We start from the raw sequence: 22,825 nt of genomic DNA on the forward strand, positions 1-22,825 counted from the left end.
CTGAGCATCAATGGGGTTGTTTTATTCACAGAAAATATTGGTATCCATAAGCCGAAATGGTCGCGCTGGCCTCGTCGCCATCCAGTGAAAGCATAATCACCCGAGCGGAATCTCATCTATGTGAGAATAAATTTTCAACCCGAGTTCCCGGCCAATCCGTATATCGTTATCGGCGCCGTGCGACGCGCCCGGCATACGTAAGATCCCGTCGCAATGCTGAATCAGCCGATGTGCAACCGGATAAAGATAAGCCTCACTGATTTCATCACCGATTGCCTGTGAACCTGCGGCGGCGGCAAGAGGTAATGCCAGCCATTCCCCGATCACCGGCGTATGCCCTTTGTGGTAAACCTGTAGCGCAGCTTCGTCTAATTTCCGCATATTCGCGTGAATTAAAACCGGGTCTCCTTCGGTGCCGCTGCGCACAGGGCCTGCGATCAGGATCAGCATGGTTTTGGCTCCTCAAAATGGACATTCATCGCAACGTATTGCAGTAACATGATGGTTTTCGCATCCATAATCTCCCCGCTGCGAATTGCGCTAAGGGCCTGCGCCAAAGGCCATTCCAGTACTTCAATATCCTCGCCCTCATCGGCAAGACCACCGCCTTTGCTCTGGCGATCGTCATCAGCATATTCGGCGATGAAGAAATAGAGTTTCTCGGTCACCGAACCCGGACTCATAAACGCTTCCATGACTTTTTCAATATGCTGCACCCGGTAACCGGTTTCTTCTTCTGCTTCGGCGATAATGCGGGTTTCCGGCGAAGCGTTATCGAGTAGCCCGGCAGCCGCCTCGATCAAAAAACCGTGATGACCATTAATAAAAACTGGCAGACGAAACTGGCGGGTCAGCACCACGCTGCGCTTTTGGCGGTTGTACAGAAGCACGACGGCACCATTTCCCCGGTCATAGGCTTCACGCTGCTGCTCCTGCCACGAGCCGTCACGGCGCTGCAGTTCGAAGCTGTATTTTTTCAGGGTGTACCAGTTGTCGGACAGTAGCTGCTCACGGATATTGCGTATTTTCTGCTGCATAGCTTGCCTCCTGAAGATGACAAAACAGACGCTATCATGCATAATCGTGCAAATTCAAGAAAAAGCGTGAGCGGGTAATTATGCTATCGAGCCAGCGTAAACAACAGATTCTGAAGATTCTGGCGGCTGAAAATCAAGTGATGTCAGGTGAGCTCAGTCAGCGTTTCGGTATATCCGAGGACTCAATACGGCGCGATTTGCGGGAACTGGCCGCTGAAGGATTGTTACAGCGCGTGCACGGCGGCGCGCTGCCGGTTTCAGCCGCGCTGGCATCCTTTGAAAAACGCAAAAACGTGCAAATGAGTTCCAAACAGTGTGTGGCACAAAAGGCGGTGAAGCTGATTCAACCCGGTCAGGTGGTGATTATTGATGGCGGCACCACCACAGCAGAACTGGTGCAGTTACTGCCAGCCGACCTGGCTTTCACGGCGATCACTCACAGCCCCGGTATTGCGGTTGCGCTGGTGGATTTTCCGCGGGTAGAAGTGATAACGCTGGGCGGCTTGCTTTATCGCCACTCGGTGGTCGCGGTGGGATCGGCGGTCCATGAGGCGGCTGCGCGCATCAATGCCGATCTGTTTTTCATGGGCGTTACCGGCGTGCATAAAACGGCCGGACTTACGACCGGCAATTATGAAGAGGCAGGCATAAAGCGCGCGCTGGCAGGAAGATCCGCTGAAACCGTTGTTATGGTATCAAAAGAGAAACTCAATTCCGCCTCTGCCTTCGCAATTGGTGACCTGGAGCTGGCCAGTACGCTGATTGTTGATGGCGAGCCCGATAAAGAATTGCGCCAGATTTTACAGCAGAAGCATGTCTCGCTGTTGTAGTGCTAGTCACCGTGTTTTTGCAAAACAGATCGGTACATGATCTTCTATGGCCTGCCGGGTAAAGCGATCAATGTCGGCTGTGTGTCAGAAGCGGACGTCGAAAACGTCACTGTTTTAATTAGCGGATAACAGATCGTAATTTATGGGCTTCAATGACTAAGCTCCATTAATTCAAGCGTCTGACCATCAGGGCTTTGTAAATATATTACTCTGGTTCCCTTCATCGGGCCTGACAACACTGTCTGAGGTTTACCCGGCGTCTTCCAGCCATAGTCCGCTGCTTTGCTCAACAGCGTATCAAGATCCTCAACTGTAAAAGCAAGGTGAGCGTAGCCTGGGATATAAGGTGCTGAAGGTTCTGCTGGCTGCTCAATATTACTATATTGTAGTAATTCAATTTTGATACCAGCCAGTTCAAGCAAAGCCATCCGTACATCAGCTCCCCTTGCGCCTGTGACTTCATCGATTATGGGGCCAGACATTTTTCCTTCGCGTAATAATTCACCTCCAAGGATATGAGTCCAGAAGAATACGGACTCTTCAATGTTTTTAACGGAAAAACCAACGTGATTAGCGCTTAAGATCATTCGATTACCTGCTGAGTTTCAAAAGATGACCATCCAACTATATAAAAACGCTGCTTTATTGCCACACAATAAATGCGATGGGATTTTTCCGGGAAAAAGCACTACTGAAATCGGTGTAAACTGTGCATTTATGATGGATACACAGCATCAGATGGACAGAAACCGGCTCCCCGTTGATAAATAAGCAACCGTGCTATAAGCCTTAGTGCCGTTCAGTTAAGTCCCAAATTCACTTACCGCACATTTCGTAGCGGCGCGATTAATCGCGCCAACTAATAGCAGCACCGTGCCTATCAATGCTTCGCGCAATAAATTGCGCAGCTACAAAAATGTGCCTGCTGTTTACTCTCAATTGATAAGCATTATGCTATCAGCCTGCATTTTTTGTCGATAAACAGCGGATGACCGCTTCTCGCTCATAGCAGACATGGACTTGTGCTAAGTCCTCGGTAGGCTAAAAGCGGACATTATTATTGATGGCCGCCGATAAAATGCTAACTCCAGACGACAGGAGGCTATGGACTAATGTGCAAACCTGCGCGAGCCAACGACACACAGGATTACGCCCAGCGTTATGAGAATCATCATTGGGCTTACCGTTTCAGACAGTAACGTTGCTGAAAGCCCGAGACCAAAGAATGGCTGCAGCAATTGTAATTGTCCCACAGCGGCAATGCCGCCGGCAGCCAGTCCCCTGTACCAGAAAATGAAACCAATCAGCATACTGAACAGCGATACATATCCCAGTGAAAGCCACGCCTGCAGGCTTATTTCGCCGATGCGCTCCGGCAAGGTCTCCAGGGTGGCAACAAGCATCAGCGGCAGGGAAATAATCAGTGCCCAGCAGATAACCTGCCATCCTCCCAATTCACGCGAAAGCTTTGCACCTTCGGCATAGCCGAGGCCACACACAACCACGGAAGTTAGCATCAGAAGATCGCTGGTTACTGATACAGAACCCTTCTGCAGTAGCTCAAATCCCATCACCAGCAGGCTGCCGGCGACAGAAAAAATCCAGAAAGCCAGCCTGGGCCTTTCGCCTCCCCGGACAACGCCGAAAATAGCCGTCGCCAAGGGCAACAGGCCGAGGAAGACAATAGAGTGGGCCGAGGTAGCGTGCTGCAGCGACATGGCGGTCAGAAGTGGAAAACCAACCACCACACCTGCGGCAACGATAACCAGAGAAATCAACTGATGCCGCTGAGGACGAGCCCGACTTAAAAAGAGAATCAGCATAATGGCCAGCACACCGGCAATTGAAGCGCGTGAAAAAGTCAGAAACAAGGGATCCATTTCCCGCACTGCCAGGCGTGTTGCGGGCAAAGAGCCACTGAAGATGATCACGCCGGTCAGCCCGTTCAGCCAACCTGACTTCAGGCCAGAATGTGTATTTTTTACCCTGGTAGCTGTCACAACAGACCTCATTAAGTTCCATAAATGATTTAACAGATAACGTTGACAGCGCCCATGCTAAGTACCAGCATCTATGACAATCAAATAATTGTCATAGATACAATTCATGAAAGCTCGATACAAAGTCATCGTGGATGAATTCGCTTCCGCGATACGATCAGGCGCGCTCCTGCCGGGCACCCGCCTGCCTACCCACAGAGCGCTGTCGGCTGAAAAGCACGTGTCTTTGGCAACGGCTACCCGTGTTTACGCAGAGCTGGAAGCCATGGGGCTGGTGAGCGGAGAAACCGGAAGAGGAACGTTTGTCAGGGAAATTTCGCTGCCCGTCGGGCTGGGTCTGGATCAGCACGCGGTGGCGTCAGACGTGCTGGATCTGAACTTTAACTATCCTTCGCTACCGGACCAGGCCGAACGGTTACGCGAAGCAATGCGACAGCTGGCCACATCTGGCGATCTGGCTTCATTGTTACGTTACCAGCCGCACGCTGGCAGGCAAAGCGACAGGGAGACAATCGCGTTATGGCTCAATGCCTCCGGCCTGACCGCATCTGCCGAAGAGGTTTTGATTGTAAATGGCGCGCAGCACGGTCTTAGCGTTGCTGTTATGGGACTGCTTAAACCCGGGGATGTGGTGGCTGTAGATGCTCTGACCTATCCTGGCTTCAAAGCCCTGGCCAGCCTCTATCATCTGGAGCTGGTGGCGATACCCGCTGATGCCAGTGGACCGGACCTGGCGGCATTCAGGAAAATCTGCCAACGCAGGCGCCTGCGCGCGGTATATACCATGCCAACACTGCATAATCCGCTTGGCTGGGTTATGAATGATGCCCAGCGCAGGGAGCTGGCCCGGATTGCCAGAACGTTCGATCTGCTTATCATCGAAGACGCGGCCTATGCATTTCTTGTCCGTCGTCCACCGCCGCCGCTTGCCACTTATGCGCCCGAAAGAACCGTTTATGTTACCGGTTTTGCTAAAAGTGTTGCCACTGGCCTGCGCGTTGGTGCCGTGGTGTGTCCCGCTGAAATGCGAATCGCCCTGGAGCGAGCCATCAGGGCAACGACCTGGAATACTCCCTCTCTCATGGTTTCGATTGTCTGCGACTGGATTAAAGATGGCACACTCAGACGCTTTGAGGCGCTGAAAAGACAGGACGCGCGTCAGCGGCAGGCGCTGGCGCGCAAAATACTTGTGAACAGTGAATGGGTGAGCCACGCCAACGCTTACTTTATCTGGTTATCACTGCCTCAGGAGGTGAGGGCTGACAGGCTGGTTCACCGATTGATGCAGCAACATATCTCTGTTTCCACAGCAGAGCCTTTCAGCACTTCAAACTGTGTGCCGCATGCTATTCGTCTGGCACTTGGCTCAGTCACGATGAGTCAGTTGAGCGAGGCCCTGACGAAAATTAAAGAAGCTATCGAGTATGAGATTGATCTTTGAGCACTTTACGCTCCTCGCTAACAAGTAACCATAGCTACGTGCATGCCCGATTTGCCTTTGATGTGGATGTGGTTACATCGTGCCCGGGCACCTGCACAGGCAGTGCAAAACCTCTTCGCCTGCTCACGTGACGCTGTTCACAATCCGTGCAATTTAAAACAGATGGCGGTGACTTTTCAGCCGTACAGCCCTCTGCAGGGCATTGGTATGTAAAAATATTGTTAATTTATTGATCTTTTAATGTTTCATTGTGGCGGCTAAAGCCATCATCAGTTCCGAATTCTTGCCATCTCGCCTTTGTTATTAACCAATATTTAACATAATTAGTTATTTAATTTAACATTTGTGGACTTTTATCACATTTCAATCACATCTGCGCGAAAAGCGATGTACGTGTAAGTTAATCTCTGAGCGTGAATTAAATAGCAACCGCCTGTTCCCTATACCAGAACCTCATCAGAAAGGTACCAAAATGAAATTTAACCTCGCATTAGTCAGTGCATGTGTGGTTTCAGCGTGCATGTTATTCACAACACCCTCATTCGCTGCCAAACCTTACGATATCGCCGTCGTGGCCAAAGTTACCGGTATTCCATGGTTCACCCGCATGGAAGTCGGCGTGAAAGACGCTGCGCAAAAACTCGATGTTAACGCCTATCAGGTCGGCGCCTCGACGCCAGACCCGGCGCAGCAGGTCAAGGTGATTGAAGATCTGATTGCCAAAAAAGTTGATGCCATCATTGTGGTGCCAAACGATGCCAAAGTGCTGGAGCCGGTGCTGAAAAAAGCGCGCGATCAGGGCATTGTGGTATTAACCCATGAATCGCCGGATCAGCAAATTGGTCAGTGGGATGTTGAAACCATCGATAGCCAGAAATATGCCGAAGCCAACATGGACGAGCTGGCAAAAGATATGGGTGGCAAAGGCGGTTACGCCATTTATGTCGGCTCTTTGACCGTGCCATTGCATAATGCGTGGGCAGATGCCGCGATCAAATACCAGAAAGAAAAATACCCGGACATGCATGAAGTGACTTCACGCCTGCCGGTGGCAGAAAATATTGATAAGTCATACTCCACCACGCTGGATTTAATGAAAACCTATCCTGATCTGAAAGGAATTATCGGTTTCGGCTCCCTTGGTCCGATTGGTGCCGGTCAGGCGGTTCAGCAGAAGCGGGCGAAAAATAAAATCGCGGTTGTCGGTATTGCGATGCCAGCTCAGGCTGCGCCATACCTGATGCGCGGTGACATCAGGAAAGTCCTGCTGTGGGATCCAAAAGATGCCGGATACGCCTTAGTCTCGGTTGCCGATCAGCTGCTGCAGGGTAAAGAAGTCACCAAAGACCTGAGCATTGAAGGGCTGGGTAAAGCTGATGTCGATATGGACAAGAAAGTGATCCGCTTTAATAAAATTCTCGAAGTAACGCCTGAGAATGCCAAATCACTGGGCTTCTGATCGGAATGTTTAACACCTTAATTTAACGGAGATAGATTATCTCCAGCGCCACACCAGGCAAATAGAAACAGATACGGCGTTGTATGTTGTGCTGTATCTGAACTTCTACTCAGAGTTTGAAAACATATACCCTGAATAATTCGCGTCAGGCACGGCAAACTCAGTAAAATCCGATGAGGTCATAAAAATAAATGATTCGGATACACGAGCATCGCCAATACCTGACTGGAAATATGATGGGCAGGCTTAAGGATCTATGATGAATACGCTCAGCACGTCCCCTGCCAATGCTGAGGCCTTTATCAGCCTCGAAAAAATCAGTAAAAAGTTCCCCGGCGTATTAGCACTGGATAATGTCAGCCTGACGCTGAATAAAGGTGAGGTGCATTGTCTGGCCGGACAGAATGGCTGCGGCAAAAGTACCATAATCAAAGTCATTTCCGGGGTTTATCAGCCAGAAAAAGGCGCGGCCATTACGCTGGATGGAAAACTCTTTCATACCCTGACGCCGCAGTTATCTTCCTATTACGGTATCCAGGTTATTTATCAGGATTTATCGTTATTTCCCAATCTGTCGGTGGCCGAAAATATTGTCATTCACCGTTATTTACCGGGCGGTGATTTCTGGGTTCATCGTGAGTCAATGCGCAAAAAAGCGCTGGCGGCAATGCAACGGGTTGGTGTTGCTCTGGATCCGGATCGTAAAGTTGAAAAGCTGTCGATCGCCGATCGTCAGTTAGTGGCAATATGCCGTGCCATCGCCGCTGACGCCAGTCTGGTGATTATGGATGAACCGACCGCGTCACTGACCCGCACCGAGGTGAACGGTCTGCTGCGGGTGGTGAATGAACTTAAAGCTGCCGGTATCTGCGTGGTGTTCGTCAGCCACCGTCTCGATGAAGTGATGGAAGTCGCCGATCGTATCAGCGTGATGCGCGACGGCAAACTGGTCGGCACTTATCCGGCCAGTGAACTCGACAGCCATGAACTGGCGTTCCTGATGACCGGGCAGCGCTTTACCTACAGCCATCTGCCGCACCGGGCGCCGGTCGATGTGACGCCGCTGCTGGAAGTCAGCCAGCTGAGCCGTAAAGGGCAGTACCACGATATTTCGCTGTCGCTGCGCCAGGGAGAGATCACGTCGATTATTGGCCTGCTCGGTTCGGGCCGCACGGAACTCTGTCTGAGCCTGTTTGGCATGAGCCAGCCGGACAGCGGAGAGATTCGCGTCAACGGCAGGGTGGTGAAATTCCACTCTAACCGCGACGCCATCCGTCACGGCATCGCCTATGTGTCAGAAGACCGGCTGACGCAGGGGCTCATCATGGATCAATCGATTTATGACAACACGCTGGTATCGATTTTCGACAAGCTGCATACCGGTGCAGGATTGATGGATCACCGCAAAGCGGCGTCGGTGGTTAAGGACCTGATCCGTGACCTGAACATCAAAGTTCCGGACAGCAGTTTACCGGTTAAAACGCTCTCCGGCGGCAATGCGCAACGTATCGCCATCGCTAAATGGGTGGCGACGCGGCCCCATATCCTGATCCTCGATTCGCCAACGGTGGGCGTGGATATCGCTAACAAAGAGGGGATTTACCGTATTGCACGCGATCTGGCGGAATCCGGTATGGCGGTGCTGATGATTTGCGATGAAATCCCGGAAGCGTATTACAACAGTCATCGCGTGCTGGTGATGCGCAAAGGCGAACTGGTGGCGGAATTCGCGCCGCACCAGAGTAGCGAAGCGCAGATTGCGGAGGTGATTAATGGATAACAAATCTCTCTCGAAACTGTTTACCCAGCACGAATTCTGGCTGGGATTACTGGTTCTGCTGCTGGTGATCGGCCTGAGCGTCAGCACCAGTGAGTTCATGACGCTGGGCAACCTGACTGATGTCGCCACCAGTTACGCCATTCTCGGCATTCTGGCCTGCGGTTTGTTTGTGGTGCTGATCGCCGGCGGCATTGATATCTCTTTTCCGGCTGTCACCTCCATTGGGCAGTACGTGATGGCGAGCTACATCATTCATCACGGCGGCAGTTTTGCTCTGGCGTTTGCCATGTCGATGGGGATCGGGTTGCTGCTGGGGCTGGTCAACGGTTTTCTGGTGTACTGGCTGCGCGTGCCGGCGATCATTATCACCATCGCCACGCTGAATCTGTTCTACGGATTGCTGGTGTATGTCACTAACGGCACCTGGCTGTACGGTTTCCCCGACTGGTTTATGAACGGCATTAACTGGTTCTCCTTTACCGCCGCCGACGGTTACGACTATGGCCTGACACTGCCGCTGCTTTGCCTGCTGGGGGTGATTATCGTTACCGGCGTACTGATGAATCGCACCCGCGTGGGCCGCCAGATTTACGCTATGGGCAGCAACCGTGATGCCGCGTCGCGTCTTGGTCTGAACATCCTGCGGCTGCATTTTTACGTCTACGGTTTCATGGGATTGCTGGCGGGCATTGCTGCCGTGGTACAGGCGCAAATCACCCAGTCGGTGGCACCCAATTCCCTGCTCGGTTATGAGCTGACGGTGCTGGCGGCGGTGGTATTAGGCGGCACCAGCATGACCGGCGGGCGTGGCTCGCTGACCGGCACCATTCTTGGCGTGATGCTGCTGGCCTTCCTGCAAAACGGCATGACTTTGCTGAGCATCTCTTCTTACTGGCATCAGGTTTTCAGCGGCGCGATCATTCTGGTCAGTATCAGCAGCACCGCGTGGAATGAAAAACGCAAACTGGCAAAGGGGATGTGACATGACAACCTTAAACCGCTTCTTACCCGGCGACCGCATCATCCGTTTGCAGTTGCTGATCATCGTCGCCGTTGCCGTGCTGTTCTCCTTCACGTTGGGTGGCAGTTTTTACAGCGTCGGCAACTTCCAGTCGATCTCCTCGCAGTTACCGATTCTGGGCATGCTGGCGCTGGGCATGGGGATCACCATGCTGACCGGCGGCATCAATCTGTCGGTAATTGCGGGTGCCAACGCCTGTTCACTGGCGATGGCTGCGATTCTGGTGGCGCACCCGAACCAGCCGGAATATTTCGCGCTGGCGATGCTCGCCGGCCTGGCGGTGGCGCTGGTGATTGGCGCACTTAATGGCGTGCTGATCGCATATATCGGGGTTTCACCGATTCTGGCGACGCTCGGTACCATGACCCTGATTGCCGGCCTCAATATTCTGCTGACCAATGGCGCGGTCATTTCCGGCTTCCCGCCGATGATTCAGTACCTTAGCAATGGCAGCGTGCTGGGCATTCCGGTTGCCCTGCTGATATTCCTGCTGGTGGCGCTGCTGCTGTGGGTTTTGCTGGAACACACTACGCTCGGTCGCAGCCTGTATCTGATGGGCTCCAGCGAACAGGCGACGCGGTTCAGCGGGGTTAACACCCACAAAGTTACCATCGCGGTGTACGTGCTTTCTGCGCTGTTAGGGTGGGGCGCGGCACTGCTGATGATGTCCAAATTTAACTCTGCAAAAGCGGGCTACGGTGACTCCTATTTGCTGGTGACCATTCTGGCCTCGGTGCTCGGCGGCATTAACCCCGACGGCGGGTTTGGCCGGATTATCGGGCTGGTGCTGGCGTTAATCGTCCTGCAAATGCTGGAAAGCGGCCTGAACCTGATGGGCGTCAGCAGTTACCTGACCATGGCGCTGTGGGGTTGCGTTCTGATCCTGTTTATCGCTCTGCAAAACAGAAAATCATAAGCGAATGCTTTTTAAATAAGGAAAGAACATGGCGAGTTACTTTATTGGAGTAGACGTAGGAACCGGCAGCGCCCGCGCAGGCGTCTTCGACATGACTGGCCGCATGCTGGGCCAGGCCAGCCGGGAGATCACGTTATACCGCCCGAAAGCCGATTTCGTTGAGCAGTCTTCCGATGAGATTTGGCAGTCTGTGTGTAACGCAATTAAAGATGTGATTAATCAGGCGGATATCAACCCAATCCAGGTAAAGGGCATCGGGTTTGACGCCACCTGTTCGCTGGTGGTGCTGGATAAAGAAGGCAAACCGCTGACCGTCAGCCCGACCGGGCGCAGCGAGCAGAACATTATTGTGTGGATGGACCATCGCGCGATTACGCAGGCAGAACGCATCAATGCTACCGGACATCGCGTGCTGGAGTTTGTTGGCGGGATTATCTCGCCGGAAATGCAGACACCCAAGCTGCTGTGGCTGAAGCAGCATATGCCGACCACCTGGAGCAACGTCGGGCATTTGTTCGATCTGCCGGATTTCCTCACCTGGCGCGCCACGCAGGATACCACGCGCTCTTTGTGTTCTACCGTCTGCAAATGGACCTACATCGGCCATGAAGATCGCTGGGACCCCAGCTATTTCCGCCAGATCGGTCTGGACGATTTACTGGAAAACAACGCGGCGAAAATCGGCAGCGAAGTGAAAACCATGGGTGAGCCGCTGGGGCATGGCCTGACGCAGCGCGCCGCCGCAGAAATGGGCCTGATTGCGGGCACTGCCGTCAGCGTTTCGATTATTGATGCGCACGCCGGCAGCCTCGGTATTCTCGGTGCCAGCGGCGCATCCGGCGAGTCGGCGGATTTTGACAACCGCATCGCGCTGATTGGCGGCACGTCCACGGCCCATATGGCGATGTCGCGCAGCGCGCGCTATATCGGTGGCATCTGGGGGCCGTATTATTCGGCGATCCTGCCAGATTACTGGCTCAATGAAGGGGGACAATCCACCACTGGCGCGCTGATTGACCATGTGATTCAGTCGCATCCGTGTTATCAGGATCTGCTCAAGCAGGGCAAAGACAGCGGCAAAACCATTTATGAAGTGCTGAACGGTATTCTGCGCAAAATGGCGGGTGAACCTGAGAATATCGCCTTCCTGACCCAGGACATTCATATGCTGCCGTATTTCCACGGCAACCGCTCACCGCGTGCCAACCCGACGCTGACCGGCACGCTGACTGGCCTGAAGTTATCACGCACGCCAGAAGACATGGCGCTGCATTATCTCGCCACCATTCAGGCGCTGGCGCTCGGCACGCGCCACATTATTGAGACCATGAACCAGAGTGGCTACTGCATTGATACCATTATGGCCAGCGGCGGCGGCACTAAAAATCCGATTTTTGTGCAGGAACATTCCAACGCGACGGGCTGCGCGATGCTGTTGCCGGAAGAGAGCGAAGCGATGTTGCTCGGCAGCGCCATGATGGGCACCGTCGCGGCGGGCGCGTACGAATCTTTGCCCGAAGCAATGGCCGCTATGAGCCGCATCGGTAAAACCATTACGCCGCAGACCAACAAAATCAAAGAGTATTACGATCGCAAATACCGCGTTTTCCATGAGATGTACCACGACAGCATGAAATACCGCCACCTGATGCAGGGGACAAGCGAATGAATGCGGAAGACGAATTCTCTCTGGCGTGTCAGGGCTGGCAGACTTACAGCGCGGAAATACTGGCGCTACAGCAGCGTCTGGATGCGGCTACCTGGCAGCAGCTTCTGACGCTGGTCACTGGCTGCAAGGGTAAGATTGCCGTGACCGGTGTCGGCACTTCGGGCATTGCCGCGCGCAAAATCGCTCACATGCTGGCGTGCGTCGAGCAACCGGCGGTGTATCTTAGCGCTACCGATGCGGCCCACGGTGACCTCGGTTTTATGCGTAGCGACGATCTGATGATCCTGATTTCACGTGGCGGTAATTCTGAAGAGCTGACGCGCCTGCTGCCGACGCTGCAAAGTAAAGGTGTGGCGATCATCAGCGTGACGGAGAATCTGGACTCGGCGATTGCCCGCGCTGCCACGCTGGTAGTGAAAACGCACATCCAGCGGGAGATCGATCCGCTTAACATGTTGGCCACTACTTCCATCGTGCTGGTGCTGGCGGTATTCGATGCGCTGTGTGGCAACATCATGCGGCGTAACGGCTTCGACCAGCAGCGTTTACTGAACGTCCACCCGGGCGGCAATGTCGGCAAAATCCTGCGCGATCAGGACCGGTGAGCAGAACCTTTAGCCTGCCGCCGCTTTGCTTCGCGTGGTGGTGTTTTCTGACGTTTGAGTGCATCAGGGCTGTCAGCGCAGCCCTGTGCCGGGTGCGGGGAGGGTTACCCTTTTCAGGTCATCGTCGCGCATGACTTTTTTGCCACAATGCGCATTTCCACCAGGGCATTTTCCGGAATAAATTCGGCTACGCCGATAGCGGACCATGCCGGGTAGGGCGCTTTGATATAGGTATCTTTTACAGCAGAAAACACGGCGATATGTTTTTTCAGGTCGATGTGGAAAGTGGTCATTTCCAGGATGTGTTCATAATCCAAACCGGCCGCGTTTAAATAGACGCCCAGCTTATAAAATGCATCATGAAACTGTTCTTCAGGATGCTGACTGATCGGTTTGTCCTTACGTGCTGCGGTCACACCTGAAAGGTACACGGTGCCATCGGCTTCGATAACCGGGGAAAAGTGCCAGTCACTGTAATAATGTTTAAACTCTTCAGGAACGATAGATTTTTTCATGTTTTTCCTCGTGTTAATCGCGGAATTAAAGCCAGCAGATTTTAAACTGTGACGTCTGACGACCAGACAGCCGTGTGTAAAGCACGCTTAACATATCAGGGCGCTACTAACCCGGCACCCGCGAACTCCTGCATTTTATTTTCAACAGAATGATACCGGTGAGCAAAATCAGGTTATTGTCTGTTCTCTCCTGCTTTTGGCCAGACCGGCTTCACATTCACAGACGGCGCCGGACTATTAAAGGATACGATGATGCACCGGGTAGGCTTGCTGATTTCCGATGATTTTCAGGTTCTGGGATTATCCACGCTGAGCATTTTTGAATTTGCCAATCAGGTCAGCGGCGAACCGTTGTATGACTGCACGGTTTATTCAGAGCGCGGTGGCACCGTGAAATCCTCTGCCGGCTTCGGCGTGGACAGCCAGCCGATTCATGCCGACCTGGAAATGGATACCTGGCTGGTCGCGGGCGTAATGGTGCCGCTGGAGCAACCCGCCACTCCGGGTATCGTTGATTTTCTGCAGGCGCAGGCTCCCCGCGCCCGGCGGGTGGCCGGGATCTGTACCGGCGCGTTCGTGCTGGGTCAGGCCGGTTTGTTATCTCATCGACGTGCCACCACGCACTGGGTGCATGCCCAGAGCCTCAAGCTGCTGCATCCCACCACGCGCATAGAAGAAGACCGCATCTTTATTATTGACGATCACATCTGGACGTCGGCGGGACTCACCGCCGGACTGGATATGACGCTGGGAATGGTGGAGAAAGATCTCGGTGCCGAAGTGGCGCGCAGTGTGGCGCACCTGCTGGTCATGCATCACCGCCGCTCCGGCGGGCAAACGCAGCACTCCGAAATGCTGATGCTCTCTCCGCGCAGCGACCGGCTGCAGTCGGCGCTGGAATATGCCCGCAAAAATCTCAGCAAAGCGCTGACCATCGAAGACATTGCGGATGCGGTTCACCTCAGTGCGCGACAGCTCAGCCGCCTGTTCCGTTCTGAAACGGGCAAGTCGCCGGCCAAAGCGATTGAAGGATTAAGGCTGGAAAACGCCCGCTTGCTGATTGAGCAGAGCAGGCTGTCAATGGACGTGATTGCGCGTGAGTCCGGCTTCCGCGATCGCCGCCACATGCGTGAGGTTTTTGTCCGCGGTTATGGCATCCCGCCTCAGTCGCTGCGCACCGGTAAAGCCTGACGTCCGTTAGTCCCGTATCAACACCTTCTGTTCATGATGGCCGGAATACTGACCATCATGTTGTCCGAAATCACGACCTTTCTCGTCAGCCGCGCCGGTGCGTGACTGCGTACTATGAATTCACCAACCCGATAACTGACAAGGTGAACATCATGACGCAGCAAACACACACCGACCGCAGCACCGCCGTTGTCACCGGCGCCTCTACCGGCATGGGCGCACTGTACGCTGGCCGCCTGGCTCGCATGGGCTATGACCTGATCATCGTGGCTCGCAATCATAACCGCCTGAACCAGCTGGCTGAACACATCACCACCGACAGCGGTCGCAGCGTGGAAGTTGTCACGGCGGACCTGGCCGATGCCGCCCAGCTGAACGCGCTGGAGGAGAAGCTGCGTCGGGACGCGAGCATCACGCTGCTGGTGAATAACGCCGGTATCGGCACGCATACCTCTTTGCTGGAAAGCGACGTGGCGCAGATGAACGCCATGATCAACCTCAACGTTATCGCGCTGACGCGCCTTACCTATGCGGTGGTACCGGGCATGGTGGCGCGCGGACGCGGCGCCATCATCAACATCGCCTCGATCGTCAGCATTGCGCCTGAGCTGCTGAACGGTGTCTACGGCGGCAGCAAGGCTTACGTGCTGGCGTTCAGCCAGTCACTGCACCATGAACTGGCCGCTAAAGGGATCCAGGTACAGGCCGTGCTGCCGGGTGCCACCGCAACGCCGTTCTGGGATAACGGCGGTCTGCCGGTTGACCAGCTCGATCCGGGCATCGTTATGAGCGCACAGGAGATGGTCGATGCGGCGCTCACCGGCTTTGCCCGCGGCGAACTGATTACCATCCCGTCCCTGCAGGACGAAGCGCTCTGGACCCGCTATGAACAGGCGCGTCAGGCCATGATGCCGCACCTCGGCAGCGACGCGCCAGCTGAACGCTATCAGCCCGTCTCTGTGCACTGAACGCCCTGCATTCAGCCCTTTTTCGAAATAATTGTTCCTTAATGGAGTAACACCATGAAACTGACCAATAACACCATTTTCATCACAGGCGGCACTTCTGGTATCGGCCGCGCCATGGCAGAAAAATTTCATCAGCTGGGCAACCAGGTAATTATCTCCGGTCGTCGCGAAGCGCTGCTGCAGGAAGTCACTGCTGCCAGTCCGGGCATGGACTATGTGGTACTGGACGTGACGCGTGCCGACAGCATTCAGGCCGCGGCACAGCGCGTGCTGGAGCGCTATCCGACCCTGAACGTGGTCATCAACAACGCCGGTATCATGCCGTTTGACAACGCGGCGGGCGAACTGGATGACGCACAGGCGGTGACGCTGCTCAACACCAACATTCTGGGACCGGTACGTGTCAGCGCGGCGTTTATCGAACACCTTAAGCAGCAGCCGGACGCGGTGCTGATCAACAACAGCTCGGTGCTGGCTTTCCTGCCGCTGGCGACCAACGCGCTTTACTCGGCCACCAAGGCCGCCATTCACTCCTATACCCTGTCGCAGCGCTTCCTGCTGCGTGATACCGGCGTGCAGGTCATCGAAATTTCACCGCCGTGGGTAGATACCGATCTGATTTACAAAAGCGGCGACCCGCGCGCCATGCCGCTGGATGCGTTCATCAGCGAGACGTTTGAAAAGCTCGGCACGAACACGATTGAAGCCATCGTCGACCGCGTGCTGCCGGTGCGCGATAACCCGGGGGCGAACGAGCATACGCTGGTGAATCAGTTCAACCAGTCGGTGGCGGAAAACCCGATCCCTGTTCAGTAACTATCTCAGGGGCTCGGCCCCTGATTTTATGCGGAGATGAATAATGAACGCCGTCATCACCCCGACTCAGCGCCGCGCGCTGCGTGCGCTGAGCATTGCCTACTTCGTCCAGGCTACCGGTGCGCTGTCTGTGGCTGGCAGTCTGCCCGCCATATCCGCTGCCTGGCAGCTGACTGATGCGCAGAGTGCGCGCTTACTGAGTATTTTCGGACTGACCTTCGCGCTGGCGGCTCCGCTGGTGCAGGTGCTGTTTGGTCACCTGCGCCGTCGCCAGCTGGTACTCACCGGCATCGCCCTGTTTGGCCTGGGCGCCTTCGCGTTTGTGCTGTCGCCGGGCTACAGCGCACTGCTCGCCTCGCGCATCCTGATGGGCGCCGGCGCCGGATTCATCGGTCCGGTGCTGGTGGCGCTGGGCTCTGAGCTGGTTCAGGAACAGCAGCGCGGCCGGGCCATCGGCATGGTGCTGCTCGGGGTATCGATGGCCAGCCTGGCCGGCATTCCCCTCGCTGCCTGGGTAGCCAGCCTGTGGGGCGCGAAAGCGCTGTTTGCGCTGGTGGGCGTGCTAAGCCTGCTGAGCGGACTGAACATTATGCTGACGGTGCCGGATGACAATGCCGGGACGCGCATCCGCCTGCGTGAGATGGCCGGCGTGCTGGCTGACGGGAAATATCTGACGGCCTTCCTGGTGGTGTTTTTCATTACCTCCGGCGTTTACAGCTTTTACGCTTTTATCGCGCCGCTCATCCGCGACAGCTACGCTGGCGGCACGCATGCGGTCTCTGCGGCGCTGGCCGTGCTGGGCGTTGCCGGGGTGCTGGGAAATCTCTGGGTCACCCGTGCGGCATCACGCTTTACCGCTGAGAAGCTGCTGCTGACCGGCATGACGCTGCTTATCGTCGATACGGTGCTGATCGCCCTGCTGCCGAAAGCGCTGGGCGTGCTGCTGGCGGCACTGGTGGTCTGGGCGTTTGCCACCGACCTGCTGTGGCCCAGCCAGCAGCGCCGAATCGTCGAACTGGCATCAGTCCGCCATCGCGGTATTGCGCTGGCGCTGACCAGTGCCTTTATGTTTGGCGGTATCGGCTTTGGCTCTGCGGTCGCCTCATGGATATATCCGCTGGCCGGATTTTACGGGCTGATTGGGCTATCGGTGGCGTTTATTCTGCTGGCAGTGATAAGTCTGCAGCTGTCAGAAAAGCGCAGCAAGCCGGTGAACATGGCGGAGTGCGGTCAGCGTCAGGCCTGAACCGTTGGGCGCTGCTCACCCGGTACCGCAAAACGAATACAGGCTTGCCATGCTGTGCGCATCGAATGTTTTATCCTGAAAGGGAAGGGTGCCCGCCGGTCTGAGGCATCCTTTGCCCATCGCCTGTTGTTTCACTTTTGCTCCTTCAGGACGATGATAACGCTGAGAAACAATCTCCCGTTGACACCTTAAATTGCCCATTGTATAAAAGCCCGCTTCGTTAATGAGTTTCATTTGCATTAAACATCCACGCCGGGTTCAGACAATAATATCAATGGGGATAGGGGTTAATGAAAAAGGTCATCTGCACGTTATGTTTGGTGTTTGCATCGGTTAGCTCTGCGCTGGCCACCACCTATCCTCTCACGATTGAAAACTGCGGTTATAAAGAGACCTTCACCAAGCCGCCTGAGCGCGTGGTGGCGCTGGGGCAAAATACCGCTGAAATTTTGCTGCTGCTCGGTCTGCAGGATAAGGTGATCGCCAGCGCGTTCTGGCCGACCAAAGTGTTGCCGCAGCTGGCTGAACAGAACGCAAAAATCAAAACACTCACGGTAGAAATCCCCACCCTTGAATCCGTGCTGGCGCAAAATCCGGACTTCGTTCCTGCCCAGACGCCGCTGCTGCTGGGACCTGAAAGCAAGGTAGCGAAACGCGAAGATTTAATCACCCTTGGCGTGAACAGTTACGTGTCGCCCGGGATGTGCGCCACTAAAAAAGCCGCGGGTGATATGTATGGCAGCCGCCAGCAGCTGTGGGATATGACCTACCTGTATCAGGAGATTCAGGACTTCGCCAAAATTTTCAACGTGGAAGATCGTGGTCAGGCGGTGATTGCGGATTTCAAAAAGCGTGAAGCGGCACTGCGGCAGGAGTTCGGTAGCAGCAAAAAAAATCTCTCTTTTGTGTTCTGGTTCTCAAGCTCGTCACCGTCTGCAGATGCCTATGTGGGCGGTAAAAACAGTCCATCCGGATTTATCGCTAACGTACTGGGCGGGCACAATGCCATCACGTCAGAGACCGAATGGCCGACGGTCAGCTGGGAAAGCATCATCGCTGCCAATCCGGACGTGATCGTGGTCTCCAGTCTCGATCGCAATCGCTGGGCGCTGGATAAGGCCGAAGAGAAAATCAAATTCCTGAAAAGCGACCCCGCTGTCAGCCAGCTGGATGCGGTGAAAAAAGGCCACATCGTGGTGATGGACGGCCAGGCGATGAACCCGACCATCCGCACGATCTACGGGGCCGAACAGGTGGGTGAGCAGCTGAGAAAACTGGAACTGAACTGATGACCATCGCCGTTGTTCAGGCGCGTCAGGGGCTGTTCCTGACCGCCTCGCTGATGGCTGCCATCGCGTTGTTATTGCTGGTGATCGCGACGGGCGTCAGCGTGGGTGAGCTGTCGATCCCGCTGGAAAGCGTATTTTATGCCATCAGCAATAAAATCGGGCTGACGCATGTTCCCCTGACCCGCATCTACGAGAGTGTGATTTGGGACTTTCGCCTGAGCCGCGCGCTGGTGGCGGCATGCTGTGGCGCCGGACTAGCGATTTGCGGTGCTGTTTTACAAAGCCTGCTGAAGAATGCGCTGGCCGAGCCTTACGTGCTCGGTGTGTCTGCCGGAGCCTCCACCGGGGCGGTTTCTGTGGTGGTTATGGGCATCGGCAGCGGCGCCGTTTCGCTGTCGGCGGGAGCTTTTGCCGGCGCCTTCACCGCGTTTGCCTTTGTCGCTTTTCTGACGAAAGGGGCACGCGGCGGTAATGAACGCACCATCCTGGCCGGCGTTGCAGCTTCCCAGCTGTTTAATGCCATCACCGCTTACACCATCAGCACCTCGGCTAGTGCGCAGCAGGCGCGCGATGTGATGTTCTGGTTGCTGGGCAGCTTCAGTGGCGTGCGCTGGCCGGAATTCCAGCTGGTGCTGGTGGTGGTGACCATCGGGCTGGCCGTTTGTCTTTACTATTCCCGGGCGCTGGATGCGTTCACCTTTGGTGATGATGCGGCTGCTTCGCTGGGCATTGCGGTGCCTCAGGTGCGTCTTGCACTCTTCATCACCACCGCGCTCATCACCGCCACCATCGTCAGCATGGCCGGCTCAATCGGTTTTATTGGTCTGGTGGTGCCGCATGTCATGCGCTTCTTTTTTGGTCCGCTGCATCGCACCTTGCTGATTGCCAGCGCACTGGCCGGTGCCATTCTGATGGTGCTGGCTGATATCGCGTCGCGCCTGCTGATTGCGCCGCAAAGCCTGCCGGTGGGCGTCGTGACCGCGCTGGTTGGCGTGCCGTTCTTTGCGGTGATTATCTGGCGTTCAGGGAATAAATAATGAGCATCTCCGCTGACAACATTACCTGGAAAGTCGGAAAAAAGGTCATCGTCAATGACGTATCACTGCACATTTCCCGTGGTGAAACTGTCGGGCTGATTGGCCCTAATGGCTGCGGCAAATCCTCACTCCTGCGCATCCTTGCGGGTCTGCGCCGTCCTGATGCCGGTAATGTGACGCTGGACGGACAAAATATCGCCCGCATTCCTCGCAAACTGCTTGGTCGTCGGGTGGCGTTCGTTGAGCAGCACGGCATGACCGACGCCAACATGCGTGTGCGCGATGTGGTGAAACTGGGGCGCATTCCGCATCATTCGCCATTCTCCAACTGGAGCGCGCACGATGACGAGACCGTGACGGCCGCTCTGCAGCGCGTGGACATGCTGGAGAAAAGTGAGCAGGGATGGCTGAGTCTCTCCGGCGGCGAACGTCAGCGTGTGCACATTGCCCGCGCACTGGCGCAAACGCCGAGCGAAATTCTGCTGGATGAACCGACCAACCATCTGGATATTCATCACCAGATGCAATTAATGCAGCTGATCAGCGAGTTACCGGTCACCAGCATTGTCGCCATTCACGATCTCAACCACGCATCGATGTTCTGTGATTCGCTGATCGTGATGCAGAAAGGTCAAATCATCGCAACCGGCACGCCGCAGGATATCCTGACCGAGGCGCTGCTTTGGGAGGTATTCCGGGTGAAAACCAAAATTGAGATCTCCCGCTTCCATGGCAAAAAGCACATACATTTCATTATTTAGGGTCAGGTAGCATGCTTCCGTTCTTGCTGCGTCCTGTCTCTACCCTGCGCCCGGACGTTTTACTGGGCAGCCAGTTTGTTTTCAACATTGGCTTTTACGCGGTCGTTCCCTTTCTGGCGCTATTCTTACGCGATGATATGTTGCTCTCCGGCGGCGTTATCGGACTGATTCTGGGCTTACGCACGTTCTCCCAGCAGGGGATGTTTCTGCTGGGCGGTGCGCTCTCTGATCGATACGGCGCAAAGATGATTATCCTGTGTGGCTGCCTGGTCCGGATTGCGGGTTATCTGTTACTGGCGTTGGGGCAATCGCTGTGGCCCATCATTCTGGGGGCGTGTCTCACAGGCATCGGCGGCGCACTGTTTTCCCCGTCGATTGAAGCGCTGCTGGCCAAAGCCGGGACGCAAAGCGAGGCCAAAGGCAAGCGCGGCCGCGCGGAGTGGTTTGCGCTGTTTGCGGTGTGCGGCGAACTCGGTGCCGTACTGGGCCCGGTGGCTGGCGCACTGCTGACCGGATTCGGTTTCCGCCAGGTGGCGCTGGCAGGGGCTGCGGTCTTTGTCATCGCGCTGGTTGTGCTGTACTTTTTTCTCCCCGCTACAGTTAACAGCAAACAGGCGCTCAAAATGCCCCCCTGGTGGATGACCTTCCGCCAGCCGCGTTTTGTCGCGTTTATCGTGGCTTACAGCTCGTGGCTTTTGAGCTACAACCAGCTGTATCTGGCGCTGCCTGTGGAGATCCTGCGAGCAGGCGGCAGCGAGAAAGATCTCGGCCCGCTTTTTATGCTGGCCTCGGTGTTGATCATCGCCTTTCAGCTGCCGCTGGCGCGCTTTGCACGACGCGTCGGGACGGTAAAAGTTTTACCGGTAGGTTTTTTGCTGCTCTCCGCCGCATTTGCCAGCGTGGCCCTGTTCGCGTCGACAACGCCGCCTGACGGCTGGCTGCGGTTAATTCCTGCGGTGTGTCTGGTGACGTTTCTGACATTCGGCCAGATGCTGCTGGTGCCGTCGGCCAAAGATGTGATTCCCCGGTTTGCTGACCCCGCGACGCTGGGTGCGCACTACGGTGCCCTGGCTACCGCTGGCGGCGTCGCGGTGCTTGCCGGAAATTTAATGTTTGGACCGCTGCTGGACAACGCGCTTGTCCCTTCAACGCAGGCTATTTATCCCTGGCTGCTGCTGGCGCTGTTTCCCCTGTGCAGCGCCGTTGCTATGGTCATAATTTGTCGCCCGCTGCGCAGCGCGCCGATTGGGAGAACCTGATTAACGGATGCCGCTGCTCCGGTTAACCCGACGCGGTACTTAGCCAGACGTCTATGATGCGGCAGGTAGGTTTCACAGGCTCTCATCGACAAATGACCCGCCCGAACACGTGTAAACTCCATGGTGTTAACAACACGCGGAAAAAGCGTTTTCAGGAGGGAAGCCAGATGTTTACGCACATGCGCATTGCCAGACCCGTCACCCAGCTTGAACGATCGGTTCTGATGTTTAGTCAGGGGCTGGGGCTGCAAAAAATTGCCGAATTCCACGATCACGACGGTTTCAATGGCGTGATGCTGGGGCGAGAAGGCCTCGACTGGCACCTCGAATTCACCTGCTGCCCGGGACATCCCGTTCAACCCGCGCCAACCGAAGACGATCTCCTCGTCCTCTACTATCCGGATGAAAATGCGTGGCAGCTGGCATGCGAAAGCATGATCGAAGCGGGTTTTAAACGGACGAATTCTTTTAATCCTTACTGGGATGTGAATGGGAAAACCTTCGTTGATCCTGACGGGTACAGAGTGGTGATGCAAAACAGGGCGTGGGGCTAGAGGGACTGCTTTGTGGCTGAAGCGGGCGTTGCGAATAAAACTTAGTATTGACCCGCATAGAGAAAAGGGGTTTCGTAGAGATAACTAAGCCTGAGGGCTACATCACCTCAATAACTTTCACTATAAGGATAGTCACATGCCTGAGTACCGCTTCTATGAAAAAAATAAAAAGATGGTTGCATTGGACCGTTCGGAAGAAAAGCAGGCTCTCCTATTAATTAATCAGGGTTATGAAAAACAATTTGAAGAAGTTAGTGCTATTTCAAAAAGAAGTGCGCTCACTCGTCTTTCTGAAATTCGTAGAGATAATCGAATAGATCAGCATAACTTTTTAGCAGGTGCCTGCACGATGCCCCTGATAGGCATTTTGACGGCAGTCGCATTTTTCCTATTACGTCAAAAAAAGCCTTAACATGGATTCAGTCCGCCTG

The 22,825-nt window shown here is 55.0% G+C and carries 24 protein-coding genes; 18 read left to right on the plus strand and 6 right to left on the minus strand.

The window, feature by feature from the left end; translation table 11 throughout:
• Positions 1–96 precede the first annotated feature (96 nt).
• Positions 97–450: an NUDIX hydrolase gene (locus MXF20_RS06790; RefSeq protein ID WP_325968373.1), complete on the minus strand. Its 354-nt coding sequence runs from the start codon at positions 448–450 to the stop codon at positions 97–99.
• On the minus strand, positions 444–1,037 hold the full coding sequence (locus MXF20_RS06795) for an NUDIX domain-containing protein (RefSeq protein ID WP_325968374.1): 594 nt from the start codon (positions 1,035–1,037) through the stop codon (positions 444–446). The genes MXF20_RS06790 and MXF20_RS06795 overlap by 7 nt, the downstream gene beginning before the upstream one ends.
• A gap of 80 nt (positions 1,038–1,117) precedes the next feature.
• Here MXF20_RS06795 and MXF20_RS06800 point away from each other — a divergent pair, with 80 nt between their 5' ends.
• The gene (locus MXF20_RS06800) at positions 1,118–1,867 is read left to right on the plus strand and encodes a DeoR/GlpR family DNA-binding transcription regulator (protein WP_325968375.1); all 750 of its coding nucleotides are present in this window, start codon (positions 1,118–1,120) and stop codon (positions 1,865–1,867) included.
• A 149-nt stretch (positions 1,868–2,016) separates the two neighbouring features.
• Here MXF20_RS06800 and MXF20_RS06805 read toward each other — a convergent pair whose 3' ends face one another.
• Both MXF20_RS06805 and MXF20_RS06810 read right to left on the minus strand, forming a co-directional pair.
• Entirely contained in the window at positions 2,017–2,454 is a 438-nt protein-coding gene (locus MXF20_RS06805; protein ID WP_325968376.1) for a VOC family protein, read from the minus strand.
• A 522-nt stretch (positions 2,455–2,976) separates the two neighbouring features.
• Complete coding sequence (locus tag MXF20_RS06810) at positions 2,977–3,879, minus strand: DMT family transporter (RefSeq protein WP_418936838.1); 903 nt, start codon at positions 3,877–3,879, stop codon at positions 2,977–2,979.
• 94 nt (positions 3,880–3,973) lie between these two features.
• Between MXF20_RS06810 and MXF20_RS06815 the strand changes: the two genes are divergently transcribed.
• The 7 genes from MXF20_RS06815 to MXF20_RS06845 all read left to right on the plus strand — a co-directional run bounded on the left by MXF20_RS06815 (position 3,974) and on the right by MXF20_RS06845 (position 12,758).
• Positions 3,974–5,308 carry a PLP-dependent aminotransferase family protein gene (locus MXF20_RS06815; protein WP_325968378.1) on the plus strand — a complete coding sequence of 445 codons (1,335 nt, stop codon included), beginning with the start codon at positions 3,974–3,976 and terminating at the stop codon, positions 5,306–5,308.
• Positions 5,309–5,780: 472 nt separating this feature from the next.
• A complete protein-coding gene (locus MXF20_RS06820) occupies positions 5,781–6,767 on the plus strand; it encodes an autoinducer 2 ABC transporter substrate-binding protein (protein ID WP_325968497.1) in 987 nt (328 codons plus the stop codon).
• A 259-nt stretch (positions 6,768–7,026) separates the two neighbouring features.
• On the plus strand, positions 7,027–8,547 hold the full coding sequence (locus MXF20_RS06825) for a sugar ABC transporter ATP-binding protein (protein WP_325968498.1): 1,521 nt from the start codon (positions 7,027–7,029) through the stop codon (positions 8,545–8,547).
• A complete protein-coding gene (locus tag MXF20_RS06830; RefSeq protein WP_325968379.1) occupies positions 8,540–9,529 on the plus strand; it encodes an ABC transporter permease in 990 nt (329 codons plus the stop codon). Before MXF20_RS06825 ends, MXF20_RS06830 begins: the two co-directional genes overlap by 8 nt.
• A 1-nt stretch (position 9,530) precedes the next feature.
• A complete protein-coding gene (locus MXF20_RS06835) occupies positions 9,531–10,484 on the plus strand; it encodes an ABC transporter permease (RefSeq protein ID WP_325968380.1) in 954 nt (317 codons plus the stop codon).
• A gap of 28 nt (positions 10,485–10,512) precedes the next feature.
• Positions 10,513–12,153, plus strand: a complete 1,641-nt coding sequence (locus MXF20_RS06840; RefSeq protein WP_325968381.1) for an FGGY-family carbohydrate kinase — start codon at positions 10,513–10,515, stop codon at positions 12,151–12,153.
• Positions 12,150–12,758 carry an SIS domain-containing protein gene (locus MXF20_RS06845; RefSeq protein ID WP_325968382.1) on the plus strand — a complete coding sequence of 203 codons (609 nt, stop codon included), beginning with the start codon at positions 12,150–12,152 and terminating at the stop codon, positions 12,756–12,758. The genes MXF20_RS06840 and MXF20_RS06845 overlap by 4 nt, the downstream gene beginning before the upstream one ends.
• 113 nt (positions 12,759–12,871) lie before the next feature.
• On the opposite strand, the gene MXF20_RS06850 is transcribed toward MXF20_RS06845, so the two are convergent.
• Positions 12,872–13,273: a Rid family hydrolase gene (locus MXF20_RS06850; RefSeq protein WP_325968383.1), complete on the minus strand. Its 402-nt coding sequence runs from the start codon at positions 13,271–13,273 to the stop codon at positions 12,872–12,874.
• Between the two features lie 252 nt (positions 13,274–13,525).
• Here MXF20_RS06850 and MXF20_RS06855 point away from each other — a divergent pair, with 252 nt between their 5' ends.
• From MXF20_RS06855 to MXF20_RS06870, 4 genes are all read left to right on the plus strand, one after another.
• Positions 13,526–14,464 carry a GlxA family transcriptional regulator gene (locus tag MXF20_RS06855; protein WP_325968500.1) on the plus strand — a complete coding sequence of 313 codons (939 nt, stop codon included), beginning with the start codon at positions 13,526–13,528 and terminating at the stop codon, positions 14,462–14,464.
• Positions 14,465–14,616: 152 nt separating this feature from the next.
• Entirely contained in the window at positions 14,617–15,432 is an 816-nt protein-coding gene (locus tag MXF20_RS06860) for an SDR family oxidoreductase (protein ID WP_325968384.1), read from the plus strand.
• Between the two features lie 54 nt (positions 15,433–15,486).
• Entirely contained in the window at positions 15,487–16,248 is a 762-nt protein-coding gene (locus MXF20_RS06865; protein WP_325968386.1) for an SDR family oxidoreductase, read from the plus strand.
• Between the two features lie 43 nt (positions 16,249–16,291).
• Positions 16,292–17,494: an MFS transporter gene (locus MXF20_RS06870; protein WP_325968387.1), complete on the plus strand. Its 1,203-nt coding sequence runs from the start codon at positions 16,292–16,294 to the stop codon at positions 17,492–17,494.
• Between the two features lie 15 nt (positions 17,495–17,509).
• Here MXF20_RS06870 and MXF20_RS06875 read toward each other — a convergent pair whose 3' ends face one another.
• On the minus strand, positions 17,510–17,734 hold the full coding sequence (locus tag MXF20_RS06875) for a hypothetical protein (protein WP_325968388.1): 225 nt from the start codon (positions 17,732–17,734) through the stop codon (positions 17,510–17,512).
• A gap of 50 nt (positions 17,735–17,784) precedes the next feature.
• On the opposite strand from MXF20_RS06875, the gene MXF20_RS06880 reads away from it, so the two are divergent.
• From MXF20_RS06880 to MXF20_RS06905, 6 genes are all read left to right on the plus strand, one after another.
• On the plus strand, positions 17,785–18,783 hold the full coding sequence (locus MXF20_RS06880) for an ABC transporter substrate-binding protein (RefSeq protein ID WP_325968389.1): 999 nt from the start codon (positions 17,785–17,787) through the stop codon (positions 18,781–18,783).
• A gap of 53 nt (positions 18,784–18,836) precedes the next feature.
• The gene (locus MXF20_RS06885) at positions 18,837–19,820 is read left to right on the plus strand and encodes a FecCD family ABC transporter permease (protein WP_418936843.1); all 984 of its coding nucleotides are present in this window, start codon (positions 18,837–18,839) and stop codon (positions 19,818–19,820) included.
• Positions 19,820–20,581 (plus strand): ABC transporter ATP-binding protein, encoded by a 762-nt coding sequence (locus tag MXF20_RS06890; protein ID WP_325968392.1) that lies wholly within the window; start codon positions 19,820–19,822, stop codon positions 20,579–20,581. The genes MXF20_RS06885 and MXF20_RS06890 overlap by 1 nt, the downstream gene beginning before the upstream one ends.
• 11 nt (positions 20,582–20,592) lie before the next feature.
• A complete protein-coding gene (locus MXF20_RS06895; RefSeq protein WP_325968393.1) occupies positions 20,593–21,840 on the plus strand; it encodes an MFS transporter in 1,248 nt (415 codons plus the stop codon).
• Between the two features lie 167 nt (positions 21,841–22,007).
• Positions 22,008–22,394 (plus strand): VOC family protein, encoded by a 387-nt coding sequence (locus tag MXF20_RS06900; protein ID WP_325968394.1) that lies wholly within the window; start codon positions 22,008–22,010, stop codon positions 22,392–22,394.
• Positions 22,395–22,530: 136 nt separating this feature from the next.
• Positions 22,531–22,806, plus strand: a complete 276-nt coding sequence (locus tag MXF20_RS06905; protein ID WP_325968395.1) for a hypothetical protein — start codon at positions 22,531–22,533, stop codon at positions 22,804–22,806.
• Positions 22,807–22,825 lie beyond the last annotated feature (19 nt).

It is taken from the genome of Pantoea dispersa (genome assembly GCF_035783935.1).
GTDB lineage: Bacteria > Pseudomonadota > Gammaproteobacteria > Enterobacterales > Enterobacteriaceae > Pantoea > Pantoea dispersa_C.